At 67.7% G+C, this 21,586-nt stretch carries 19 protein-coding genes and 2 riboswitches; of the genes, 13 read left to right on the forward strand and 6 right to left on the reverse strand.

Translation table 11 applies throughout. From position 1 onward, the window contains the following. Positions 1-111: 111 nt before the first annotated feature. Positions 112-228: riboswitch (SAM riboswitch) on the forward strand. A 42-nt stretch (positions 229-270) separates the two neighbouring features. The 4 genes from AC5RUO_RS10965 (at position 271) to AC5RUO_RS10980 (ending at position 5,761) form a co-directional block, all read left to right on the forward strand. Next, complete coding sequence (locus tag AC5RUO_RS10965) at positions 271-1,596, forward strand: bifunctional o-acetylhomoserine/o-acetylserine sulfhydrylase (protein ID WP_494103522.1); 1,326 nt, start codon at positions 271-273, stop codon at positions 1,594-1,596. A 121-nt stretch (positions 1,597-1,717) separates the two neighbouring features. After that, a riboswitch (SAM riboswitch) is annotated at positions 1,718-1,834 on the forward strand. Between the two features lie 12 nt (positions 1,835-1,846). Then, positions 1,847-2,962: a homoserine O-acetyltransferase MetX gene (gene metX / locus AC5RUO_RS10970; RefSeq protein WP_494010517.1), complete on the forward strand. Its 1,116-nt coding sequence runs from the start codon at positions 1,847-1,849 to the stop codon at positions 2,960-2,962. Positions 2,963-3,161: 199 nt separating this feature from the next. Further along, positions 3,162-4,544, forward strand: coding sequence for an MFS transporter (locus AC5RUO_RS10975; RefSeq protein ID WP_494010516.1), 1,383 nt, complete (start codon positions 3,162-3,164; stop codon positions 4,542-4,544). A 98-nt stretch (positions 4,545-4,642) separates the two neighbouring features. Beyond that, the gene (locus AC5RUO_RS10980) at positions 4,643-5,761 is read left to right on the forward strand and encodes an alcohol dehydrogenase catalytic domain-containing protein (protein WP_494051513.1); all 1,119 of its coding nucleotides are present in this window, start codon (positions 4,643-4,645) and stop codon (positions 5,759-5,761) included. A 23-nt stretch (positions 5,762-5,784) separates the two neighbouring features. Here AC5RUO_RS10980 and AC5RUO_RS10985 read toward each other — a convergent pair whose 3' ends face one another. Beyond that, positions 5,785-6,684: a LysR family transcriptional regulator gene (locus AC5RUO_RS10985; protein ID WP_494103523.1), complete on the reverse strand. Its 900-nt coding sequence runs from the start codon at positions 6,682-6,684 to the stop codon at positions 5,785-5,787. A gap of 140 nt (positions 6,685-6,824) precedes the next feature. Here AC5RUO_RS10985 and mmsB point away from each other — a divergent pair, with 140 nt between their 5' ends. Together mmsB and AC5RUO_RS10995 are read left to right on the forward strand one after the other, a co-directional pair. After that, the gene (gene mmsB, locus AC5RUO_RS10990) at positions 6,825-7,727 is read left to right on the forward strand and encodes a 3-hydroxyisobutyrate dehydrogenase (RefSeq protein WP_494051515.1); all 903 of its coding nucleotides are present in this window, start codon (positions 6,825-6,827) and stop codon (positions 7,725-7,727) included. 34 nt (positions 7,728-7,761) lie between these two features. Next, entirely contained in the window at positions 7,762-9,246 is a 1,485-nt protein-coding gene (locus AC5RUO_RS10995) for a CoA-acylating methylmalonate-semialdehyde dehydrogenase (protein ID WP_494103524.1), read from the forward strand. A gap of 3 nt (positions 9,247-9,249) precedes the next feature. Here the strand turns inward: AC5RUO_RS10995 and AC5RUO_RS11000 are convergent, their stop codons facing one another. The 3 genes from AC5RUO_RS11000 to AC5RUO_RS11010 are packed head-to-tail and all read right to left on the reverse strand — an operon-like array spanning position 9,250 to position 11,944. Beyond that, positions 9,250-9,834 (reverse strand): hypothetical protein, encoded by a 585-nt coding sequence (locus AC5RUO_RS11000; RefSeq protein ID WP_494103525.1) that lies wholly within the window; start codon positions 9,832-9,834, stop codon positions 9,250-9,252. Between the two features lie 13 nt (positions 9,835-9,847). Continuing rightward, positions 9,848-11,026, reverse strand: a complete 1,179-nt coding sequence (locus AC5RUO_RS11005; protein ID WP_494103526.1) for a winged helix DNA-binding domain-containing protein — start codon at positions 11,024-11,026, stop codon at positions 9,848-9,850. 48 nt (positions 11,027-11,074) lie between these two features. After that, a complete protein-coding gene (locus tag AC5RUO_RS11010) occupies positions 11,075-11,944 on the reverse strand; it encodes an SGNH/GDSL hydrolase family protein (RefSeq protein ID WP_494010509.1) in 870 nt (289 codons plus the stop codon). Positions 11,945-12,022: 78 nt separating this feature from the next. Between AC5RUO_RS11010 and AC5RUO_RS11015 the strand changes: the two genes are divergently transcribed. Beyond that, complete coding sequence (locus AC5RUO_RS11015; protein WP_494010508.1) at positions 12,023-12,673, forward strand: alpha/beta hydrolase; 651 nt, start codon at positions 12,023-12,025, stop codon at positions 12,671-12,673. A gap of 76 nt (positions 12,674-12,749) precedes the next feature. On the opposite strand, the gene AC5RUO_RS11020 is transcribed toward AC5RUO_RS11015, so the two are convergent. Next, positions 12,750-12,980 carry an RNA-binding S4 domain-containing protein gene (locus AC5RUO_RS11020; protein ID WP_009359372.1) on the reverse strand — a complete coding sequence of 77 codons (231 nt, stop codon included), beginning with the start codon at positions 12,978-12,980 and terminating at the stop codon, positions 12,750-12,752. 32 nt (positions 12,981-13,012) lie between these two features. On the opposite strand from AC5RUO_RS11020, the gene AC5RUO_RS11025 reads away from it, so the two are divergent. The 3 genes from AC5RUO_RS11025 to AC5RUO_RS11035 all read left to right on the forward strand — a co-directional run bounded on the left by AC5RUO_RS11025 (position 13,013) and on the right by AC5RUO_RS11035 (position 16,561). Beyond that, entirely contained in the window at positions 13,013-14,008 is a 996-nt protein-coding gene (locus AC5RUO_RS11025; RefSeq protein ID WP_494103527.1) for a DMT family transporter, read from the forward strand. 130 nt (positions 14,009-14,138) lie between these two features. After that, a complete protein-coding gene (locus AC5RUO_RS11030) occupies positions 14,139-15,524 on the forward strand; it encodes a glycine--tRNA ligase (protein ID WP_494010506.1) in 1,386 nt (461 codons plus the stop codon). A 2-nt stretch (positions 15,525-15,526) separates the two neighbouring features. Next, positions 15,527-16,561 (forward strand): GNAT family N-acetyltransferase, encoded by a 1,035-nt coding sequence (locus tag AC5RUO_RS11035; protein ID WP_494010505.1) that lies wholly within the window; start codon positions 15,527-15,529, stop codon positions 16,559-16,561. Positions 16,562-16,644: 83 nt separating this feature from the next. On the opposite strand, the gene AC5RUO_RS11040 is transcribed toward AC5RUO_RS11035, so the two are convergent. Next, positions 16,645-17,400 (reverse strand): alpha/beta hydrolase, encoded by a 756-nt coding sequence (locus AC5RUO_RS11040; protein WP_494103528.1) that lies wholly within the window; start codon positions 17,398-17,400, stop codon positions 16,645-16,647. A 78-nt stretch (positions 17,401-17,478) separates the two neighbouring features. Between AC5RUO_RS11040 and AC5RUO_RS11045 the strand changes: the two genes are divergently transcribed. The 3 genes from AC5RUO_RS11045 to AC5RUO_RS11055 are packed head-to-tail and all read left to right on the forward strand — an operon-like array spanning position 17,479 to position 21,550. Continuing rightward, positions 17,479-19,005 carry a YibE/F family protein gene (locus AC5RUO_RS11045; RefSeq protein WP_494010503.1) on the forward strand — a complete coding sequence of 509 codons (1,527 nt, stop codon included), beginning with the start codon at positions 17,479-17,481 and terminating at the stop codon, positions 19,003-19,005. A gap of 54 nt (positions 19,006-19,059) precedes the next feature. Then, entirely contained in the window at positions 19,060-20,241 is a 1,182-nt protein-coding gene (dusB, locus tag AC5RUO_RS11050; protein ID WP_494010502.1) for a tRNA dihydrouridine synthase DusB, read from the forward strand. Positions 20,242-20,248: 7 nt separating this feature from the next. Beyond that, the gene (locus tag AC5RUO_RS11055; protein ID WP_494010697.1) at positions 20,249-21,550 is read left to right on the forward strand and encodes a deoxyguanosinetriphosphate triphosphohydrolase; all 1,302 of its coding nucleotides are present in this window, start codon (positions 20,249-20,251) and stop codon (positions 21,548-21,550) included. Positions 21,551-21,586 lie beyond the last annotated feature (36 nt).

Here is a 21,586-nt window from a genome sequence, read left to right on the forward strand (position 1 = left end):
CTGGGATTTTCCGATTTCAGCACCCTCGAAACCTGCTCCATGGTAGGAACACGGGACCATGTTCGTCACAATGCTGTTCGCCCGGCCCGCCACATTCCTACACTGGGCTCAGGTCATGAGTGCCAGCAACAGCCCCGGCTCGCTGGCCGGCAACCCTCCATCCGCGGCGGGGTGCCCCGGGTGAGGACCTGGCCGTCCGGCAATAAGGCCGGGTGGCAAGCGCGGCCCGTGGTGCTTCCAGCATGCCGGGCCCAATCAAAGGAGCCTTGAATGTCCAACGGATGGTCCTTCGAAACCCGCCAGATCCACGCCGGCCAGGAACCGGATGCTGCCACCGGCGCCCGCGCCCTGCCCATCTACCAGACCACCTCCTTCGTCTTTCCCAGCGCCGAGAGCGCTGCCAACCGCTTCGCCCTCGCCGAGCTCGCCCCGATCTACACGCGCATCGGCAACCCCACCCAGGATGCCGTTGAGCAGAGGATTGCGAGCCTTGAAGGAGGCCTGGCCGCGCTCCTCCTCAGCTCGGGGCAGGCGGCAGAAACATTCGCCGTCCTGAACATCGCCGAGGCCGGCGACCACATCGTGGCCAGCCCCAGCCTCTACGGCGGCACCTACAACCTGTTCGCCCACACCCTGAAGAAGTTCGGCATCTCGGTGACCTTCGTGGCGGACCCGGACAACCTGGACCACTGGCGCGAGGCGGTCCAGCCCAACACCAAGCTCTTCTTTGCCGAAGTGGTGTCCAACCCGCGGCAGGACGTGCTGGACATCGAGGGCGTCTCCCGCACCGCCCACGAGGCCGGCGTGCCCCTGATCGTGGACAACACGCTGTCCACGCCATACCTGATCCGGCCGCTGGAATGGGGCGCGGACATCGTGGTCCACTCGGCCACCAAGTACCTGGGCGGCCACGGCGCCGCGATCGCCGGCGTCATCGTCGATTCAGGCAAGTTCGACTTCAGCAAGGACCCCGACCGCTTCCCCGGCTTCAACACCCCGGACCCGACCTACAACGGGCTGGTATACGGCCGCGACCTGGGCGAGGGCGGGGCGCTGGGGGCCAACCTGTCCTACATCCTCAAGGCCCGGGTCCAGCTCCTGCGGGACCTCGGTTCCGCCGTTTCGCCTTTCAACGCCTTCCTGATTTCGCAGGGCCTGGAGACCCTGAGCCTGCGCGTGGAGCGCCATGTGGCCAACGCCGGGCAGGTGGCGCGGTGGCTGGAAGCAAGGGACGACGTCGAATCCGTCGCCTACGCCGGGCTGCCTTCCAGCCCCTGGTACGAGCGCGGCCGCAAGTACGGGCCCAGGGGCACCGGCGCCATTGTCGCCTTCAACCTGGCCGGCGGTGCCGAGGCGGGCAAGCGCTTCGTGGACGCACTGGAGCTGCACTCGCACGTGGCCAACATCGGGGACGTCCGCTCGCTGGTCATCCACCCGGCGTCGACCACCCACAGCCAGCTGTCACCGGAGCAGCAGGCGGCGGCCGGCGTCGCCCCGGGACTGGTCCGCCTGTCAGTGGGCCTGGAGCATATCGACGATATCCTCGCCGACCTTGAAGCCGGGTTCCGTGCCGCCAAGGAGGCGCAGGGCGCCTGAGCGGACGGTCCGGGGAGCAGGGCCCGACGGCGGGTGGCGGGCCCGCGTGCGCAAAGCCGGGGAAGTCACAACCAGTCACACTCTTGGCCCGGGCCGGGTGGTGTTTCGTACACTCGAACCAGGTCATGAGTGCCAGTGACAGCCCCGGCTTGCTGGCCGGCAACCCTCCTTCCGCGGTGGGGTGCCCCGGGTGAAGACCTGGCCTGCCGGTCATTCCGCCGGTGGGCAAGCGCGTAGAAGAGGTCTTGCCATGACGGTTACCGTCACCCCTACCACCGTTCCCGAGCACGGAATTGTCCGCTACGCCTCCATCGGGGGCCTGGAACTGGAAGCCGGCGGCTACCTGCCGGACGTCACGCTCGCCTACGAAACGTGGGGCACGCTCAACGCGGACGGCAGCAATGCCATCCTCATCGAGCACGCCCTGACCGGCAGCACCCATGTCACCCGCGGCGACAGCGACGAACCCGGCTGGTGGGAACAGCTTGCCGGCCCCGGTGCCCCCGTGGACACGGACCGGTTCTTCGTGGTGTCCATCAACATTGTGGGCGGCTGCTACGGGTCCACCGGGCCGTCGTCGCCCGCCCCGGACGGGACACCCTGGGGTTCCCGCTTCCCCCTGGTGACATTGCGGGACAGCACCGTGGCCGAAGCCCGGCTGGCAGACCAGCTCGGCATCGGCAGTTGGTACGCAGTCCTAGGGGGTTCCCTGGGCGGTGCCCGCGCCTTGGAATGGGCCATCACCTACCCGGAGCGGGTGCAGCGCTGCGCCGTGATTTCCGTGGGCGCCGCCAGCACGGCAGAGCAAATCGCGTTTGCCCAGGCACAGACCCTTGCCATTCGCCAGGACCCCAACTTCAACGGCGGCGACTACTACGGCGGCCCGTTCCCCGAGGAAGGCCTGGCCTTGGCGCGGCGCATCGCGCACATCACCTACCGCTCCGCCGCCGAGCTGGAGGGCAGGTTCGGCCGGGAGCCCCAGGCCCCGGAATCACCGCTGCAGGCTGACTGCCTGTCGGGCCGCGGCCGCTACCAGGTGGAGAGCTACCTGGACCACCAGGGCAACAAGCTGGTCCAGCGCTTCGACGCCAACAGCTACATCGCCATCACCGAGGCGCTGATGAGCCACGATGTCTGCAGGGAACGCGGAACGCTGGCCGAAGCGCTGGCCCGTTCCGAAGCCCGGTTCTTCATTGCTGCAGTCGATTCGGACCGGCTCTACTTCCCGTCCCAGTCGCGGGAGCTGGCGCGCGCACTGCCCGGGGACGTGGACGTGCATCTGATCCAAGCGCCGATCGGCCACGACGGCTTCCTGACGGAAATCGGGCAGCTCGGGGACCAGCTCCGCGAGCACCTCCTGCCTTGAACCCCTGCCGAGCCCGGGGTTCCCACCGGGCCGCAGTGCTGGATGTGCATTTTTGCAGATGCTTCCTGCAGTATTCGGCGTTGAGCTCAGCGCGTCACCAGACAATACTCGTGTGAACCTGCAGTTTTGTGGTGCTCACCACAAAACCGCTGTCCGATCCCCATTGTGGTGTCGACGGAGACGCCAAAGGAGTTCACTCATGAGTACGGAACACTCCGCCACACGGCGGCTCGAGGAAACCGATGTTAAGGCCTCAGGGCTGAAGAAAGTCGTCACGGCCTCGATGGCCGGCACGGTGGTCGAATGGTACGAGTTCTTCCTCTACGCATCTGCCGCCACACTGGTGTTCGGCAAAACGTTCTTCCCCAACTCAGGCACGGAACTGGACGGCATCATTGCCGCATTCGTCACCTACGCCGTAGGCTTCGTGGCCCGCCCCATCGGCGGCATCGTCTTTGGCCATTTCGGTGACAAGTTCGGCCGCAAGCAGCTCCTGCAGCTGAGCATCATCCTGGTGGGTGTGGCCACCTTCCTCATGGGCTGCCTGCCCACCTTCGCCCAGATCGGCTACTGGGCTCCCGCCCTCCTGGTGTTCCTGCGCTTCGTGCAGGGCTTCGCTGTCGGCGGTGAGTGGGGCGGCGCCGTGCTGCTGGTGGCAGAGCACAGCCCCAACCAGTCCCGCGGGTTCTGGTCCAGCTGGCCGCAGTCTGCTGTTCCAATGGGCAACCTGCTGGCCACGGGCGTACTGTTCACCCTGTCCTCGACACTGTCCCAGGAAGCCTTCCTCGGCTGGGGCTGGCGCGTGGCGTTCTGGCTGTCCGCCGTCATCGTCATCATCGGCTACTACATCCGCACCAAGGTCCAGGACGCTCCGATCTTCATCGAAGCCCGGAAGGAAGTCACCGCGGAAAAGAAGGGCTACGGTGTTGCCGAAGTCTTCCGCCGCTACCCCCGCGGCGTCTTCACCGCCATGGGGCTCCGGTTCGCCGAAAACATCCTCTACTACCTGGTGGTCACGTTCTCCATCACGTACCTGAAGGTGGTTGTCCAGACGGACACTTCACGGATCCTGCTCCTGCTGCTGGTGGCGCACTTCATCCACTTCTGCGCCGTCCCGCTGGTCGGCAAGCTCTCCGACGCCTTCGGGCGGCGGCCCGTCTACATGGCGGGCGCCATCCTCGGCGGAACCTGGGGCTTCTTCGCCTTCCCCATGATGGACACAGCCAATGACATGGTCATCCTGGCCGCCATCACCATCGGGCTGCTCTTCCACGCGTTGATGTACGCGGGCCAGCCGTCCATCATGGCCGAGATGTTCCCCACCCGGATGCGCTACTCCGGCGTGTCCCTGGGCTACCAAGTGACCTCGATCGTTGCCGGCTCGCTGGCGCCGATCATCGCCACCGCCCTGCTGGGCAACTTCAATTCATCCCTTCCGGTGGCCCTCTACCTCCTGGCCGCCTGCATCGTGACGGCGGTGTCCGTGCTCTTCCTCAAGGAGACCAGGGGCATCTCACTGCATGACGTCGACGCCGCGGATGCCAAGGGCACCGCAGACCTCCTGGCTGCCAGCAAGAAGTAGCACGCAGCCAGGCACCACAGGTAAGGCAGCTGCCCGGGCCCGGATTCCGGGTCCGGGCAGCCGCATGACCACCACCCCAACCACACCAAGGAACCCTCATGCGAGCCGCTGTCCTTTACAACACCGTTCCCGCGGGAACCAGGTACTCCGACGCACGCCCCCTGACGGTGGAGGAGCTGGAACGGCCCGAACCACGGGCAGGCGAGCTGGGAATTTCCATCAAGTATTCGAGCCTGTGCCACTCCGACCTCTCCGTGGTGGACGGTTCGCGCGTCCGGCCCCTCCCGATGGCGCTGGGGCATGAGGCGGTGGGCAGGGTGGCCTCGGTGGGCAGCGGAGTCACCGGTGTCTCCGAGGGCGACCACGTGGTGCTGGTCTTCGTTCCAAGCTGCGGGGACTGCCGCGCCTGCCGGGCAGGCCGGCCCGCCCTGTGTCACCGTGCCGCCGAAGCCAACGGGTCCGGCGACCTCCTGCACGGTGAGGCCGTGCTGCGGACCCGGTCAGGGGAGCGCATCAACCACCACCTTGGCGTGTCGGCTTTCGCAGACTACGCGGTGGTTGCGCGCGAATCGGTCGTGGTGATCGACGACGACGTCCCGGACACGGTTGCCGCGATGTTCGGCTGCGCGGTGCTGACGGGCATGGGCGCGGTCTTCAATACGGCAAAGGTCGACGGCGGGGAGTCGGTAGCCGTGTTTGGCCTCGGCGCCGTCGGCCTGTCGGCAGTCATGGCAGCCCGCATCGCCGGTGCGGGTTCGATCGTCGCCATTGATCCAAACAGGGACAAGCACCAGCTGGCCCTGGACTGTGGTGCCAGCGCTGCCGGTACCCCAGAGGACGCTGCAAGGCTGATTGCAGATGCCGCCGGTGACGGCGTGGATGTTGCCGTGGAGGCAGTGGGTTCCGCCCGTGTCATCGCCTCCTGCCTTGAGCTGGTGACCAGGGGCGGCGCCGTGGTTTCGGTGGGCCTGCCGCATCCGTCCGCGGAACTGGCCGTCCCGGCGCTCCAGTTTGCGGGTGCGGGCAAGCGGCTGCTCGGCTCGTACATGGGCGACGCCGTCCCCGGCCGGGACATCCCCCGCTATCTCGGCTACTGGCGGGACGGCCGGCTGCCGGTGGAACTGCTGCATTCGGACACGCGCCCGCTCGCCGAGATCAATGAGGGCCTGGACGCCCTGGCGGCCGGGAAGGTGGTCCGCCGGCTGTTCCGCCCCTGAATGCTTGCCGCCCGCGGCAGGACTCAGGCGGCCAGCAGGTCCTGCCGGGCCGCCACTTCTTCCTTGAGCGCGGCTATGACCGCCTGGACGCGCCCGGACCGCATCGACTCCGGCCGCGCCACTGCCCAGATGGGAAGCTGGCGCTCGAAATCGTGCGGAAGGACGGGGATGAAACCGGGGTCGCGGGCCACCATGAAGTTGGGAAGCAGCCCGATGCCCGCGCCCCTGCGTACAGCCTCCACCTGGGCGAAGATGCTCGTGGCCTGGAAGCTGGATTTCGGCGTGGGCAGCTGCGAGGACCGGTGGCCGAGTTCCGCCACCTGGAGGGCGGATTCGACGTACGACACGAAGCCGTGCTGCCCCACGCCGTCGGGCGTTTCCGGCAGTCCGCGCTGGGCTGCATAGGCGGCGCTGGCGTAAAGCCGGAGGTAGTAGTTGGTAAGGAAAATCGTCTGGGCATTGTTGACGTCGGTTCCGCCCACCACCACTTCCAGGTCAACTCCGGACCGGTTGCGGCTGACCTTGCGGGTTGCGCTGAGCATCTCGATATTCAGAAGGGGATGGCGCTGCTGGAGGCGTACCAGCGCCGGAGCCACGAATTCGGCGCCGAAACCGTCCGACGTGCTGATCCGGACCATGCCGGACAGGGCATCGCGTTCCTGGCCGATGGTGCCGGCAAGCGAGCCCAGCGTTTCCTCGATGGCCTCGGCGGCCGCCACTGCGGAGGCGCCAAGCTCGGTCAGCTCCCAGCCCTGCGGGCTGCGTTCCAGCGTCCTGCCGCCCAGTTGCCGGTCCAATGCCAGGATGCGGCGGGAAATGGTGGTGTGCGTGGTTCCCAGGCTCTCGGCGACGGCGTTGAACCGTCCCAGCCGTGCCACGGTCAGGAGAATCAGCAGGTCGTCTGGGCTGGGAAGCCGGGCCACTGGTGCAACCTTCCGTCAATGTGCATCAGTGCACATACTGTCTGTGATTTTTCCCCTTGATTGCACTCTAACAGCATGTAACCGTTGTCACTGGGCGGTCCGGCCATGGCGGCCGGCCGCAGAGCAAAGGAGCCTGGGCGATGGCAGTAATCGGATGGATTGGACTGGGGAACATGGGCGGGTCCATGTCCGTGAACCTGGCCAAGGCCGGACATGAGGTGCGCGGCTTCGACCTCAACCCCGCAGCCCTTGCCGCCGCGGAGGCCGGCGGGGTCAAGCCCGCCGGCAGCATTGCCGAAGCAGTGGAGGGAGCCGACGCCGTCTTCACCATGCTCCCCAAGGGCGAGCATGCCAGGGCCGTGTACCTGGGCCCGGAAGGAGTGCTGGCCGCCGCAGGTACCAGCACCCTGCTGGTTGATTCCTCCACCATCGACATCGCAGCGGCGCAGGAACTGCACGACGCCGCTGCTGCCGCCGGCTTCCGCTTCGTTGACGCGCCGGTTTCGGGCGGCATGAGCGGGGCGAAGGCCGGGACGCTGACCTTCATGGTGGGCGGGGAGCCGGGAGCGGTGGCGGACGCCACGGAGTACATCCGTCCGATGGCCGCCAACATCATTCCCACCGGCGGCGCCACCACGGGCCAGGCAGCCAAGATCTGCAACAACCTCATGCTGTTCATCAACCTCGCCTCAACGGCTGAGGGTGCCGTGCTGGCAGACCGGCTTGGCCTCGACAAGCAGGTCTTTTGGGACATCGCCTCGGTCTCGTCGGGGGACAGCTGGGCGCTGCGAACCTGGTACCCGGTCCCGGGCGTGGTGGAGACCGCCGCTTCGAACAACGAATTTGCGCCCACGTTCACTACGGAACTGGCCAACAAGGACATTGGGCTGGCCATCAGTGCTGCCGAGGACACCGGCACCCCGCTGGAGCTCGGCAGGCACGTGCAGCAGCTGTTCCAGCGCCTGGTCGACGCGGGGGAAGCCGGCAAGGACTGCTCCATGATCATCAAGCTGGTAGACGGCTCGCTCCGCACCGCTGACTAACACCCGCAGGCAGACCATTCCGAAAGAGGCATCCATGCAGACCATTCCCCACATCATCAATGGACAGCGGGTCACGGAGGCAGAACGCTTTGGCCCCGTCTTCAACCCTGCCACCGGCGAACAGGAAAAACAGGTGGTGCTCGCGTCCGGCGCCCGGGTGGAGGAAGCCATTGCGGCAGCAAAGGCGGCACTCCCGGGCTGGCGGGCTACGAGCCTCGCCAGGCGCAGCGGGATCTTCTTCAAAGTCCGCGACATCCTGGCCCGGCGCAAGCCGGAGCTGGCGGCAATCCTTACCAGCGAACACGGCAAGGTGCTCTCCGACGCTGAAGGCGAAATCTCCCGCGGTCTGGAGAACATCGAGTTCGCCACCGGGCTGAGCCACATGCTCAAGGGCGAGCACTCCGAGCAGGTCTCGGGCGGTGTGGACGTCCACTCCGTCCGGCAGCCCGTGGGCGTGGTGGCGTGCATCACCCCGTTCAACTTTCCCGCGATGGTTCCGCTGTGGATGATCGGCAGCGCGCTCGCCTGCGGCAACACGGTCCTGCTCAAACCGAGCGAGAAGGACCCTTCATCTGCCGTTTTCATCGCGGAGGTCTTCGCGGAGGCAGGCTTGCCTCCGGGGGTGCTGAACGTGGTCCAGGGCGACAAGGAAGCGGTGGACGCGTTGCTGGAGCACCGGGATGTCAAAGCCGTCAGTTTCGTAGGTTCCACGCCCATTGCCCAGTCCATCTACAAGCGCGCCGCGGATCACGGCAAGCGTGTCCAGGCGCTCGGCGGAGCCAAGAACCACATGGTGGTCCTGCCCGACGCCGACCTGGACATGGCGGCTGATGCTGCGGTGTCCGCCGCCTATGGCTCGGCCGGCGAACGGTGCATGGCTGTCAGCGTCCTGGTGGCGGTGGGCAACATCGCCGATGACCTCGTGGCAGCCATCAAACGCCGGATGGCGGACCTGAAGATCGGCCCCGGGACGGATCCGTCCTCCCAGATGGGGCCGCTGATCACGGCCGAACACCGCGACCGGGTGGCGTCCTATGTGGCCGGAGCGGAAAGCGAAGGCGCCAGCGTGGTAGTGGACGGGCGGGAGCAGCAATTCGCCTCGGATGGCTTCTTCCTCGGCGTCAGCCTGATAGACCACGTCAAGCCGGGCATGAGGGTCTACGACGACGAGGTCTTCGGCCCCGTCCTGTCCGTGGTCCGGGCGGAGAGCTACAGCGACGCCGTGCGGCTGGTCAATGAAAACGAGTTCGGCAACGGTGCCGCCATCTTCACACGCGACGGCGGTGCGGCGCGGCAGTTCGAGTTCGACGTTGAGGCGGGAATGGTAGGCGTTAACGTGCCAATCCCCGTACCTGTGGGCGCCTTCTCGTTCGGCGGCTGGAAAAACTCCCTGTTCGGAGACACCCACATGTACGGTCCGGACAGCATCCGCTTTTACACCCGCGGAAAGGTGGTGACCACCAGGTGGCCCGACCCGTCCACCTCGGTGATCGATCTCGGATTCCCCCAGGTGGACTGAGCCCTAGCCGTTCATGATCTCGCCGCGGCGGGCCATGTACTCCTCCATGGACAGTTCGCCGTTGCTGTACTGCTGGTCCAGTTCCGCCAGCTTGCGGGCCCGGAATCCCTGCGGTGCCGACGGCGGCGGGGGAGTGGCGGGCGCGGAAGGCTGTTCAGGGGCGGGGTTCCCGGCAGGTTGCTGCCCGCCCTGCTGCCGGATGCCCGGTTGCTGGAACGGCGGTTCCTGCGGGGCCCAGTTGCCGTTGCCCATGGGCGGCACCGGCGGCTGGCCGTACTGGTTGGGCAGCGGGTGAGGGTTATCCAGGGGCTGCGGGTTGTCGAGGGGCTGCGGCCGGTCCAACTGGCGGAACCCGCCCGCAAAGTAGTCCTGCTGGGTGTAGCCGTCACGGGGCTGCTTGCTCTGCGGACCGGCGGAACCGGGAAACTGTCCTGAACGCGGGAACTGCCCTGCCCCGGGGAACTGTTCGGGGTAGCGGCCGGGGAAGCTTTGGTCGTAGTTCCGGCGGGCCACCGATTTCCGGTACATCCGCATGGCCACCGGGATCAGGAGTGACAGGATGATGATCCAGAAAAACAGGTTGCTCACGGTGCTGCGCCTCTCATGTGTGTCCTTCAAGCTTAGTCCCGGACGGTACCCGGATGGCCGGGAGTCCGATGAAGGCGGCGTACCGGTCCACGGCTTCCTGGACTGCTGCGGCCAGCGGTGATCCAGGGGTGGCGCCGGCGGAATCATGCAGGCGGATATCAAGTTCGCACCGTTCCGGAAGCAGCCTGTGCCGCCACGAGCCTGCCATCCGGCCGTCCAGCAGCACCACGTGGATGGGCTCGCCGGCCAAGGGAAAGGCAGGGGCGCCGCCGCCCATATAGTGCCGGGTGGCGAAGTAGCCCATGATGTATTCGTCGTAGCACTGGACCAGGTCGATCCACGGTGCCGGAGCCGGTGTACCGCCGGCCTGAGTCCCTGGATCCGCACCGGTGGCCGCGAAATAGTGCTCGACGCCGTCAATCACCGTGGCGGCCAGCGCTTCGGGCCGTGCCTCCCTGGCCAGCCGCACCCCCTTCCGGACGTCCGTCACCGTCAGTCCCGACCACCCGGCGCAGTCCTTGGCCGTGGCAGGACCGCGGCTGGTGAAATAGCGGCACGCGAGTTCAGCCAGGGCTTCCTCCCGGGCCGGTCCCGGCTGCGGGCCGGGAGGAACCCGTTCGTCGAAGAGCGCATAGGTCTGTTTGAGCGCCCCGCCGCGGCTGCGGACAGGCGTGCCGCTGGCCAAAACGCCACTGACCTCGGCGTGCATGATGATGTAGGCAAGCCGCAGCCCATTGGCTTCGAAGCCGGCCGCCTGCAGCTTTCCGGCGAGTTGCTCGCGGGTCAGGTGGTTGCCGCCCGCGACAGCGCTGGCCAGCACCTCACCTGTCCGCCTGGCCGTGGCGGCATCAATCCCGGTGCGCCGGTACGTCAGTGCATTGAGTTGGTGCAGCCGCGGGGCGGAAAGGGCCGAAAGCCAGCGCAGGTCCTCGCGGTGGACGAAATGCCAGGTGGGCCGAAGGATGTGGGTGCGCAGGACTGTCCCGTCGGCCACGGCCTGCTCAATGTCCGCAGCCGTTACAGGGGAGCGTCCGGTGGAAGCTACACGCTGGGCCAGGCTCCAGCGGGCATAGGGGAACTCCTGTGCCTGCACCGCCAGGAGCCGCCGGAGTGCCGCCTCGGGGGACCCCGCGCGAGGTTCGCGAAGCATCTGGGCCTGCAGCCTCAACCGCACCACCGCATCAGGTTCCATGCCCACCGCCTGGACTGGCCGCCGTCGGGGTTGATCTGCCGCGGTCAGCTACCGCCGGACTGCCCCGGTGTTTCCCAGCGGTCCCTCGCCGGAGCCCAGGGGGACGCCCGGGCCGAAGACGGGACCCGGCGTCGGACGCTTGGCGGTGATGCCGTCACCGGAGGACTGCTGCCGCAGGCGGCGCAGCACCCAGGGGACGAAGTATTCGCGGGCCCACACCAGGTCGCCGGACCGCGCCTCCCGCCACGACCGGGGCGGAAGCGGCTTGGGCTGGAGCGGTTCCAGGGCGTGCTCCACGTTCAGCGCGTCCAGCACCATCGCCGCGATGGTGTGGTGACCGAGCGGCGAAAAGTGCAGCCGGTCCTGGTCCCACATCTGGGGGTCGCTGAGCTGCCGGAGGGACCACATGTCCGCGATGATGGCGTCGTGCCGGGCCGCGACGGTGCGCAGGTTTTCGTTGTAGATGGCCACCTTGCTCCGGATCCGGCCCAGGACGGAGGAGCCGGTATCGGGTCCGTTAAAGAGGACAACGGTGGCGCCGCCCATGGCCAGGATCTGGACCACGGAATCGAGCTTCTCGGCCAGGGCGTCGGGATCGCCGCCGGGCCTGATCAGATCGTTGCCGCCGGCGGACAGGGTGACGAGGTCCGGCTTCAGCGCCAGGCAGGGGGCCAATTGCTGATCCACGATCTGCTGCAGCAGCCTGCCGCGGACGGCCAGGTTGGCGTAGGCAAAGTCCGGCTGGCTTCGTCCCAGTTCCTCCGCCACGCGGTCGGCCCAGCCGCGGTAGCCGCCGGGGCGGGAGGGTTCGGGGTCGCCGATGCCCTCGGTAAAGGAATCACCCATGGCCACATAGCGGCTCCAGGGGTGGGATCGGGCGTATGCGGGCGGCGTCTGGATGGCACTTGCGTCGGTCACGGTCCCTATCCTGCCTTCCGGCTTGCTGGCTACGCGAACGTAGGTTGCGGCGTTCGGGTACCTGTAAGAATGGAAACCATGACTGAAGCCGAAGTATTTCCTGCCCCTGTTGTCCTGTGGTCCCACCCTGAGGACCAGCGTGACGGGAAGCCGCTGCTGGTGCTGCTGCATGGTTACGGCGCCAACGAGCAGGACCTGCTGAGCCTCGCGGACCTGCTGCCGGGGGACTTCGCCGTCGCCTCCGTGCGGGCACCCATCGCCATGGGTCCCGGCTTCACCTGGTTCCCGCTCACCGCGTCCATCGACTACTCCCTGGAGCGGGTCAAGGCGGCCTCTGCCTACGTCCTGGAGTGGATCGACGCGATCCGGGTGGGGCACCCGTCGGTTACCCTTCTTGGCTTCTCGATGGGCATGGCCATGGCCACCACCCTGCTGCGGCAGCGGCCCACCGACTTCGCAGCCCTCGTCGGCCTCTCAGGTTTCGTGGTGGACGCGGACGGCGACCCCACCTTCCGGGACGATGAACTGGACGGCACCATCCCCATGTTCTGGGGCCGCGACCAGCAGGACCCGGTGATCACCCCGGACAAGATCGACTTCACCATGGCCTGGGTCCGCAAGCACGTCAAGCTGACCAAGGTGCTTTATACCGGGATGTGGCACGGCATCAACCAGCAGGAGATCGGGCACGTCGGCGAGTTCCTCACCCACGAGGTCCTGAAGAAGTAAGGAGTACGACGGCGGGCGGCGGCTTGCGGAGGATGCCCCGCCCAGCGCCTGCACAACATGCCGCCGTCCCGGGGCCTCAGGCCTCCGGAGCGACGACCCTCACGGTCTGGTTGTTCACCGTGACGGTGTCGCCGTTGCGCAGCTGCCTGCCGCGCCGGTCGTCGATCTCGCCGTTGACCTTGACCAGCCCGTTCTTGATCAGCTCGGTGGCCTCCACGCCGTCCTCCACGAGGTTGGCGAGCTTCAGCAGCTGGCCCAGGCGGATCATGCTGTCGCGGATGGGGACGTCCTCAACGGGGTTGCTCATACAGCAATAATGCCTGACGTAAGGTGGATTCAATGACCTCCACCTCCCGCCTGCCTGTCCTCGCAGGCCTACCGCTGGCGGTGGGCGCCGGCCTCGCCATCCCGGTCCAGGGCCGGATCAACGGAGCACTCGGAGCCCGCCTCGGTGACGGCATCGCCGCCGCCGTGGTGAGTTTCAGCACAGGCCTGCTTGTCATGATCCTCATCTCACTGCTCCTGCCCCGCGGCCGCGCCGGGCTGGCACGGATCCTTCCCGCCGTCCGGGCCAGGGCGTTTCCCCGCGTCTACGTCCTGGCAGGGGGCATCGGCGCGCTGTTTGTCTTTGCCCAGTCCTTCACGGTGGGCGTCCTGGGCGTCGCACTGTTCACGGTGGCCACCGTCACCGGGCAGACTGTGAGCGGCCTCCTGGTGGACCGGCTGGGCCTCGGCCCGGCCGGAAAGAAGCCGGTCACCGGCATCCGGATCATCGGCTGCGTGTTGACCATCGCCGCCGTCGCCTGGGCTGTGTCGCCGCGCTTCACCGGCTCCGGTGCAGCCGGCGACGGCGGCCCTGCCGGCCTGCTCCTTCCGCTCCTGCTTCCCGTCGCGGCAGGGTTCCTGATGAGCTTCCAGCAGGCCATGAACGGGACCGCCACCATGCATTACGGAACACCCATCGCCGCCACGCTGGTCAACTTCGTGGCGGGCAGCCTGGTGCTGTGGGTGGCGCTCGCCGTCAAGCTGCTGGTGGCAGGCCCGGGTAATCCGCTGCCGGGGGAGTGGTGGTACTACCTGGGCGGGCCCATGGGCTGTGTCTTCATCGGGCTGGGCGCGCTCCTGGTCAGGAGCCTGGGGGTTCTGGTGACCGGCCTCGGCATGATCGCCGGCCAGCTGCTCGGTTCCCTGGCCCTGGACGTGGTGCTGCCTGCCCCCGGCACCGTGGTGGCGCCGGCCACCGTCCTGGGCACCGTGCTGACCCTGGGCGCCATCATCCTCGCCACCCTGCCGTGGCCGCGGGGCGCGCTCCGCGGGCGCCGGCCGGTAGGCTAGGACACGCAGCTTTTTCGCACCCCATCATCCGCCCCGCCCGGCCGCCGGAAGCGCCATACCTCTGGTGTTGCCCGGGGCCTGAATAACGCGGACCGCACCCAGCGGCCCTGTAGAAATTGGAGTTACCCCCATGGCAGCAAAATCCGTTCTCGACCAGGTCATCTCCCTCTCCAAGCGGAGGGGCTTCGTGTTCCAGGCCGGTGAGATCTACGGAGGTTCGCGTTCTGCCTGGGACTACGGGCCCCTCGGCGCCGAGCTGAAGGAAAACATCAAGCGCCAGTGGTGGCAGTCCGTGGTGCGCGGGCGCGAGGACGTGGTGGGCCTGGACTCCTCCGTCATCCTGCCCCGCCAGGTATGGGAAGCGTCCGGCCACGTGGAGGTCTTCTCCGACCCCCTGGTGGAATGCCTGTCCTGCCACAAGCGCTACCGTGCGGACCACCTCGAGGAAGAGTACGAGGAAAAGAAGGGCCGGCCGGCCGAAAACGGCCTCAAGGACATCGCCTGCGCCAACTGCGGCACCCGTGGCGAATGGACCGAACCGCAGGAGTTCTCCGGCCTGCTCAAGACCTTCCTGGGCCCCGTGGCCAGCGAGGAAGGCCTGCACTACCTCCGCCCGGAAACCGCCCAGGGCATCTTCGTGAATTTCAACAACGTGCTCACCACGTCCCGCAAGAAGCCGCCGTTCGGCATCGGCCAGATCGGCAAGTCCTTCCGCAACGAGATCACCCCCGGCAACTTCATCTTCCGCACCCGCGAGTTTGAGCAGATGGAAATGGAATTCTTCGTGGAGCCTGGCACGGACGAGGAATGGCACCAGTACTGGATGAAGGAGCGCATGGCCTGGTACACCGGCCTGGGCATCCGCGAAGAGAACCTCCGCTTCTTTGAGCACCCCCAGGAGAAGCTCAGCCACTACTCCAAGGGCACCACGGACATCGAGTACCGCTTCGGCTTCCAGGGTTCCGAGTGGGGCGAGCTGGAAGGCATTGCCAACCGCACCGACTTCGATCTCTCCACCCACGCCAAGGCCTCCGGCACGGACCTGAGCTACTTCAACCAGGCCACCAACGAGCGGTACACCCCGTACGTGATCGAGCCCGCCGCCGGCCTCACCCGGTCCTTCATGGCCTTCCTGATCGACGCCTACACCGAGGACGAGGCCCCCAACGCCAAGGGCGGGGTGGACGTCCGCACCGTCCTGAAGCTCGACCCGCGCCTGGCCCCGGTCAAGGCCGCCGTGCTGCCGCTGAGCCGCAACGAGGACCTGTCCCCGAAGGCCAAGGACCTCGGTACCCAGCTGCGCAAGAACTGGAACATCGACTTCGACGACGCCGGCGCCATCGGCCGCCGCTACCGACGCCAGGACGAGATCGGCACCCCGTTCTGCATCACGGTGGACTTCGACACCCTCGAGGACCAGGCAGTGACCATCCGCGAACGGGACACCATGAGCCAGGAACGCGTCTCCCTGGACAAGGTGGAGGGCTACCTGGCCGCACGCCTGATCGGGGCCTAGCCATGGCCATCGAATACCGCGAATGGCGTGAGGGCGACGACCTGGCGCTCCTGGAGATCTGGGGCGGCCCGGAGACTGCCCAGGCCCGCCAGTTCCGCGGCGCCCTGGCGGTCTCCTCCAACGGGGGCGGCGGCACCCCGTGGCGCCGCTGCATCGTGGCCGAGGACGTTCTTGACGGCGTCGGCATTCCCGTGGCGGCAGGAGTCGTCTACGAAGCCTCGCTGCACCCCGAGCGGCTGTGGACCTACATCGAGGTGGCGCGGGACCACCGGCGCTCCGGCATCGGTGCCAGCCTGCTGGCCATGCTGCGGCGGGAAGCCGAACACGCGCCGTCGGGCGTGACGAAGCTGCGCGCCAAGGTGGAGCCCGGCACAGCCGGCGCCGCCTTCGCGGAGGCCGCCGGGCTGTCGCCCATCCAGCGGTCCCGGCTGGTCATCGTGGAGCCGGGCGCCCTCCGGCTGCCCGTCTTTCCGGAGAAGGACTACGGCGGGCGGCCGGTCAGCGGCGAAAACGCCGGCTCGGACGTGGTGATGGACCTGGCCACCGGATCCGTGGAACTGACGGACGTCGTAGGCCGGTACTACACGTCCATCCACGGCTGGGACTCGCCCGGCGTGTTGTCCGTGGGGCAGGTGCAGAAACTGTTCCTGGACGAGCTCACCGGCGCCCACGGCGCCATCGTGCTGCGGGCACAGCCGGAGTCGGCTTTCGGTGCGGGCGTGGCGCCCGGTAAGAAGGGCCGGATCCGGGCCTTCGCCGTGAGCTATGCGGCGCCCGCCACGCCGGAACCCGGCCAGGAGTCCGAGCCGGCATCAGCCGATGCTCCCACCGACGTATTCGTGGGCCATGAGCCGGCCCTTGATGCCGGTGATGCCGCCGAGGCGGTGCGCGACATCCTTGCGCTGATCGCGTACCAGCACCCGGTCATGCTGGAACTGGACGACTCCATGACGGCCCTGCGGGCCGCCGTCGAACCCCTCCTGGAGAGTGGGAAGGCGCGCCTCGCAGCGGCCGAAACCCTCGTCGTCTCGGACTGACCCAACTAACTCGCACTTAACGCTCCCAAAACCCCGTTTCATGACATCAAGTGCGAGTCAGTTGGGTTGGCGTCCGGCAGCCATCACAGGGTGACGTGGACGGATGACTCCGGCAGGAGCTGTCCGAAGGCGCGGGACGGCCGGACATCCGCGCCGGTGCCCTCGCTGAAGGACTTGATGATGAAACCGGTGGCAAGGGTCTGCCAGAGGCGGACTTTCCGGAGCATGAAATGCCCTGCTCCCTGCAGTGCCACGTACTGCATGCTGGCCGCTTCCGCGGAGGCCCGCCGCGCAAACGCCAGCGATTGGGAAGGACTGGTCCAGCGGTCGTTGGTGCCGTGCACAATCAGGACCTTCCTGCCGGCCACGTTGGCCACCGGAGTCTGCGGGGTGAGCCAGGGCGCCAGGGCCACCACGGCCTCCACCTGCGCATGGTCCGCCGCGCAGACAGCCGTCAGTCCGCCCATCGAATGGCCCAGCAGGAAGATGGGCACGCCAGGATGCTGCTCCTTGATCTGACGCAGCGCCCAGCGGGCGTCCTGCAGCGGAGCCATGTCCGGCCCGTTCCAGCCGCGGACGCTGTTCCGCAGCGACCACACGGCCAGGCCGTGTTTCCGTCCCGCCCGGTGCAGGTGCCTGGCGAACGGCACCATCCGCGCCGGACTCAGGTGCCGCGCTTCCACCGGTTCCCGGCTGTGGGATTTTCCGCCGTGCAGCACCAGGGCAACGCCCCGGGTGGGTCCGGATGCTTCCAGGACACCCAGCACGGCCTGCTGGATGGGCTCGGTAGCGCTTCGGGAGGTCTGCCCGCTGGTGTCATCGGTGCTTCGGTTGGCCATTCCTGGTACCTCCCACTGATCCATTTATCAACCCTACGGTGCCGGACGTAGAGTTCAACGTATGAGGTTTCACTGCTGATGGGCGCCGGCCACTCCCACGCTTCTCCAGGTCATTCGGAGCCGACGCCGGAGGCGATGGCTGCCCGGCGGAAAGCCAACCGGATCCTGGCGGCGGTGTTGATTCCCATCACCCTGCTGACCCTTGCGGGCATGGCGATGCTCTGGCCGTCGGGAAGCAAGGAAGGCATCTCGCTGGCCAATCCGTACTCGGCAGCGCCCGGCGTGACGTTCGACACCGGCACCATCCAGAGCGTGGTGACGGAGAACTGCATGCAGGGGGCGGCCCAGCAGGGCCAACAACAGCAAGGCCAGGCGCAGCAGCAGAATCCGGGGCAGCAGGGCTCGGACTGCACCTTCGCCTTCACTGAGCCGGACAAGGGCGGAAGTCCGGTCAAGGTGGTCATCAACCCGGATATCGCCAAGTCGCACGGGGTCAAGGCGGGGGACCAGATCCGCTACCTGAATCTGTCCAACGCACAGGGCGCGGCGTCCTCGCAGGGTGCGCCCGCCTACATCTTCGTGGACTTCGTCCGCACCCTGCCCATTGTCCTGCTGGCCCTGCTGTACGCAGTGGTGGTCATCGCCGTCGCCCGCTGGCGGGGCCTGCGAGCCCTGGTCGGGCTGGTGGGCGCGTACTTCGTGCTGGCCAGCTTCATGCTTCCGGGCCTGGTGGAAGGCAAGCCCCCGCTGCTGCTGGCGCTGGTGGGGTCCACGGTGATTATGATCGGGGTCCTCTACTTCGCCCACGGATTCTCGGCCCGGACGTCCACCGCCTTGCTGGGGACCATCTTCGGGCTGGGCATCACGGCGCTGCTGGCGGCCTGGGCCACGAATGCGGCCAACCTGGCCGGGGTGGGCAACCACGACGCCACCACGCTCGTGAACACGTCGTCCAATATCTCCATCACCGGAGTGATCCTGTGCGGGCTCATCATCTCCGGCCTGGGCGTGCTCAACGACGTGACCATCACCCAGTCATCCGCCGTGTGGGAGCTCTATGAACTGGCACCCGCCAGCAGCGCACGCAAGCTCTTCACCTCCGCCATGAGGATCGGCCGCGACCACATCGCTTCCACGGTGTACACCATCGCGTTCGCCTACGCGGGGGCGGCGCTGCCCATCCTCATCATCGTGATGCTGTACGACCGGCCGCTGGGGGAGACGCTCACCAGCGCCGAACTTTCCGAGGAAGTGATCCGCACCCTGGTTGGTTCCATCGGCCTTGTCCTGGCCATCCCGGTCACCACGCTGATCGCCGTCCTGGTGGTCAAGGCGACCGGCGTCCGGCCGGCCGCACCCGCCGTCGGAATAACCGGACCCGCGGTGCCGGGACCGGGGGCAGCCGACGCCGGCCGGCAGCTTGGGGATGAGGTGGACGACACCGGATCGCTCGCAGCCGCGGCACTGGAACGGCGGTCCAGCCGCGCCGCCGGCGGTGCGGAGAGTCCAGGCACTCCGGACAGTGCGGGAACCCCCGACAGTGCCGGCAGCACCGGCGGGATGCCGCAAACCCGGCGCGGCCGGCGGGCGGCTGACCGGGGCTGACGGCGGCCCAAGGCCCCGGGGAGCCGATTTGCCCGCCTTTGCAACAATGGAAAGGTGACTGTTGCAGCAACTCCTCCCGCTCCCAAGCTGGAACTCCCGCCCCTGAAGCTGGGTCCCATCACCGTGGACACGCCGGTGATCCTGGCGCCCATGGCCGGCATCACCAACTCCGCCTTCCGCAGGCTCTGCCGTGAATACGGCGGCGGCATGTACGTGGCGGAGATGGTCACCTCCCGCGCGCTGGTTGAGCGGACCCCCGAGTCCCTCCGGATCATCTCCCACGACGACGACGAGAAGGTCCGTTCGGTCCAGCTGTATGGCGTGGACCCGGTCACCGTGGGCGCCGCCGTGCGGATGCTGGTGGAGGAGGACCGTGCCGACCACATTGACCTGAACTTCGGCTGCCCCGTCCCGAAGGTCACGAGGCGCGGCGGCGGTTCGGCATTGCCCTGGAAGATCGACCTCTTCACTTCGATCGTGCAGACCGCCGTGAAGGAAGCCGCCAACGGCAACATCCCGCTGACTATCAAGATGCGCAAAGGCATCGACGACGACCACCTCACCTACCTCGACGCCGGCCGGATTGCCCGCGATTCCGGCGTTACCGCCGTCGCGCTGCACGGCCGCACAGCGGCGCAGTTCTATTCCGGGCAGGCTGACTGGTCCGCCATCGCCCGACTCCGCGAGGCCCTGCCGGACATCCCCGTGCTCGGCAACGGGGACATCTGGTCCGCCGAGGACGCCGTCCGGATGGTCCGTGAAACCGGCGTGGACGGCGTGGTGGTGGGCCGCGGCTGCCAAGGGCGGCCGTGGCTGTTCGGCGACCTGCAGGCCGCGTTCGAGGGCAGCGACCAGCGCCACCGGCCCAACCTGCGCCAGGTGGCCGATGGCGTGTACCGCCACGCGCAGCTGATGATCGAAACCTTCGGCGGCGACGAGTACAAGGCCCTCCGGGAGATCCGGAAGCATATGGCCTGGTACTTCAAGGGGTACCCGGTGGGCGGAGACCTGCGGGCCAAGCTCGCCACGGTGCCGACGCTTGAGGTCCTGCGCTCGCTACTGGATGAGCTGGACCCCGAGGTGCCCTACCCCGGCGTCGATTCCGAGGGCCCGCGCGGCCGCGCAGGAACACCGAAGAAGCCGGCGCTGCCCAAGGACTGGCTGGACTCCCGGGCGCTCAACGACGCGCAGTCGAAGGACATCGCCGCCGCGGAGCTGGACGTTTCCGGTGGCTGAAACTCCCTTGGCTGAGACTCCAACGGCCGGGCCGGCCGCCGCGTTGGCCCGCGCCGCCTACGACGCCGACGATTCCGCCCGCTGGGTGGAAGAACCGCCCAAGAGCACGTACCGCTCCGACTTCGAGCGCGACCGTGCGCGCGTCCTGCATTCCTCCGCCCTGCGCCGGCTGGGGGCCAAGACGCAAGTGGTGGCACCGGACACCGACGACTTTGTCCGGACCCGCCTGACGCACAGCCTGGAAGTGGCCCAGGTGGGCCGCGAACTGGGCCGTGCCCTGGGCTGCGATCCGGACGTGGTGGATACCGCGTGCCTGAGCCACGACCTGGGCCACCCGCCGTTCGGGCACAACGGGGAGTCGGCGCTGAACGAGGTGGCGCATGCCATCGGCGGCTTCGAGGGCAACGCCCAGACCCTCCGGCTCCTGACCCGCCTCGAGCCCAAGGTGCTGACCGCGGATGGCCAGCCGGCCGGGCTGAACCTCACCCGGGCCAGCCTGGACGCGGCTGCCAAGTACCCGTGGTCCGCGCTGGAAGCCCCGGTCATCCACGGCCAGCGCACCAGCAAGTTCGGCGCCTACGAGGATGACCTTCCCATCTTCAACTGGATCCGCCAGGGCGCCCCCGAGCGCCGCTCCTGCCTGGAAGCGCAGGTCATGGACCTTGCGGACGACATCTCCTATTCCGTCCACGACGTGGAGGACGCCATCGTGGCCGGGCACTTCCAGCTGCGGTGGATGGACAACCCGGACCACCGCGCCCGCGTGGTGGGCTACGCCAAGCAGTGGTACCTGCCGCACAACGACCCCGCGGCCATTGACGCCGCACTGGCCCGCCTCGAGGCTACGGAGGTGTGGGTCCGGGAGGCGGACGGCAGCCGCAAGTCCATGGCCGCCCTGAAGAACATGACCAGCCAGCTGATCGGCCGGTTTTGCCAGAGCGCGCTGGAAACCACCCGTGCCGTGTATGGACCGGGGAGACTGACCCGCTACGAAGCCGAGCTCATGGTCCCGGACGAAACGGTCATGGAGATCGCCGTCATGAAGGGCCTGGCCACCACCTTCGTGATGACCACGGAGCACCGGCAGCCCATCTACGAGCGGCAGCGCGAGGTGCTGCACGCCCTCGTCACCGCGCTGAGCGCCACCGGGGACCGGCACCTGGAACCGATGTTCGCGGCCGACTGGCGGGAAGCAGCCGACGACGGCGCCCGGCTCCGCGTCGTAATCGACCAGGTGGCGTCCCTGACGGACGGTTCGGCACTGGCCATGTACGAGCGCCTGGTGGGGAGCCTGCCGTCCCTGTGGTGATGAACGCCGTGATGATGAACGCCGTGGTGACGAACG

This window comes from Arthrobacter sp. Y3221087 (genome assembly GCF_059089905.1).

Coding starts and splice junctions, on each gene's coding strand:
- AC5RUO_RS11020 (WP_009359372.1), bottom strand. CDS start 12,980: ATGAGCAACCCCGTTGAGGACGTCCCCATCCGCGACAGCATGATCCGC.
- AC5RUO_RS11005 (WP_494103526.1), bottom strand. CDS start 11,026: ATGGAACCTGATGCGGTGGTGCGGTTGAGGCTGCAGGCCCAGATGCTT.
- AC5RUO_RS10980 (WP_494051513.1), top strand. CDS start 4,643: ATGCGAGCCGCTGTCCTTTACAACACCGTTCCCGCGGGAACCAGGTAC.
- mmsB (WP_494051515.1), top strand. CDS start 6,825: ATGGCAGTAATCGGATGGATTGGACTGGGGAACATGGGCGGGTCCATG.
- AC5RUO_RS10975 (WP_494010516.1), top strand. CDS start 3,162: ATGAGTACGGAACACTCCGCCACACGGCGGCTCGAGGAAACCGATGTT.
- AC5RUO_RS11025 (WP_494103527.1), top strand. CDS start 13,013: ATGACCTCCACCTCCCGCCTGCCTGTCCTCGCAGGCCTACCGCTGGCG.
- AC5RUO_RS11045 (WP_494010503.1), top strand. CDS start 17,479: ATGGGCGCCGGCCACTCCCACGCTTCTCCAGGTCATTCGGAGCCGACG.
- AC5RUO_RS10995 (WP_494103524.1), top strand. CDS start 7,762: ATGCAGACCATTCCCCACATCATCAATGGACAGCGGGTCACGGAGGCA.
- metX (WP_494010517.1), top strand. CDS start 1,847: ATGACGGTTACCGTCACCCCTACCACCGTTCCCGAGCACGGAATTGTC.
- AC5RUO_RS11030 (WP_494010506.1), top strand. CDS start 14,139: ATGGCAGCAAAATCCGTTCTCGACCAGGTCATCTCCCTCTCCAAGCGG.
- AC5RUO_RS11015 (WP_494010508.1), top strand. CDS start 12,023: ATGACTGAAGCCGAAGTATTTCCTGCCCCTGTTGTCCTGTGGTCCCAC.
- AC5RUO_RS11040 (WP_494103528.1), bottom strand. CDS start 17,400: ATGGCCAACCGAAGCACCGATGACACCAGCGGGCAGACCTCCCGAAGC.
- AC5RUO_RS10965 (WP_494103522.1), top strand. CDS start 271: ATGTCCAACGGATGGTCCTTCGAAACCCGCCAGATCCACGCCGGCCAG.
- AC5RUO_RS11035 (WP_494010505.1), top strand. CDS start 15,527: ATGGCCATCGAATACCGCGAATGGCGTGAGGGCGACGACCTGGCGCTC.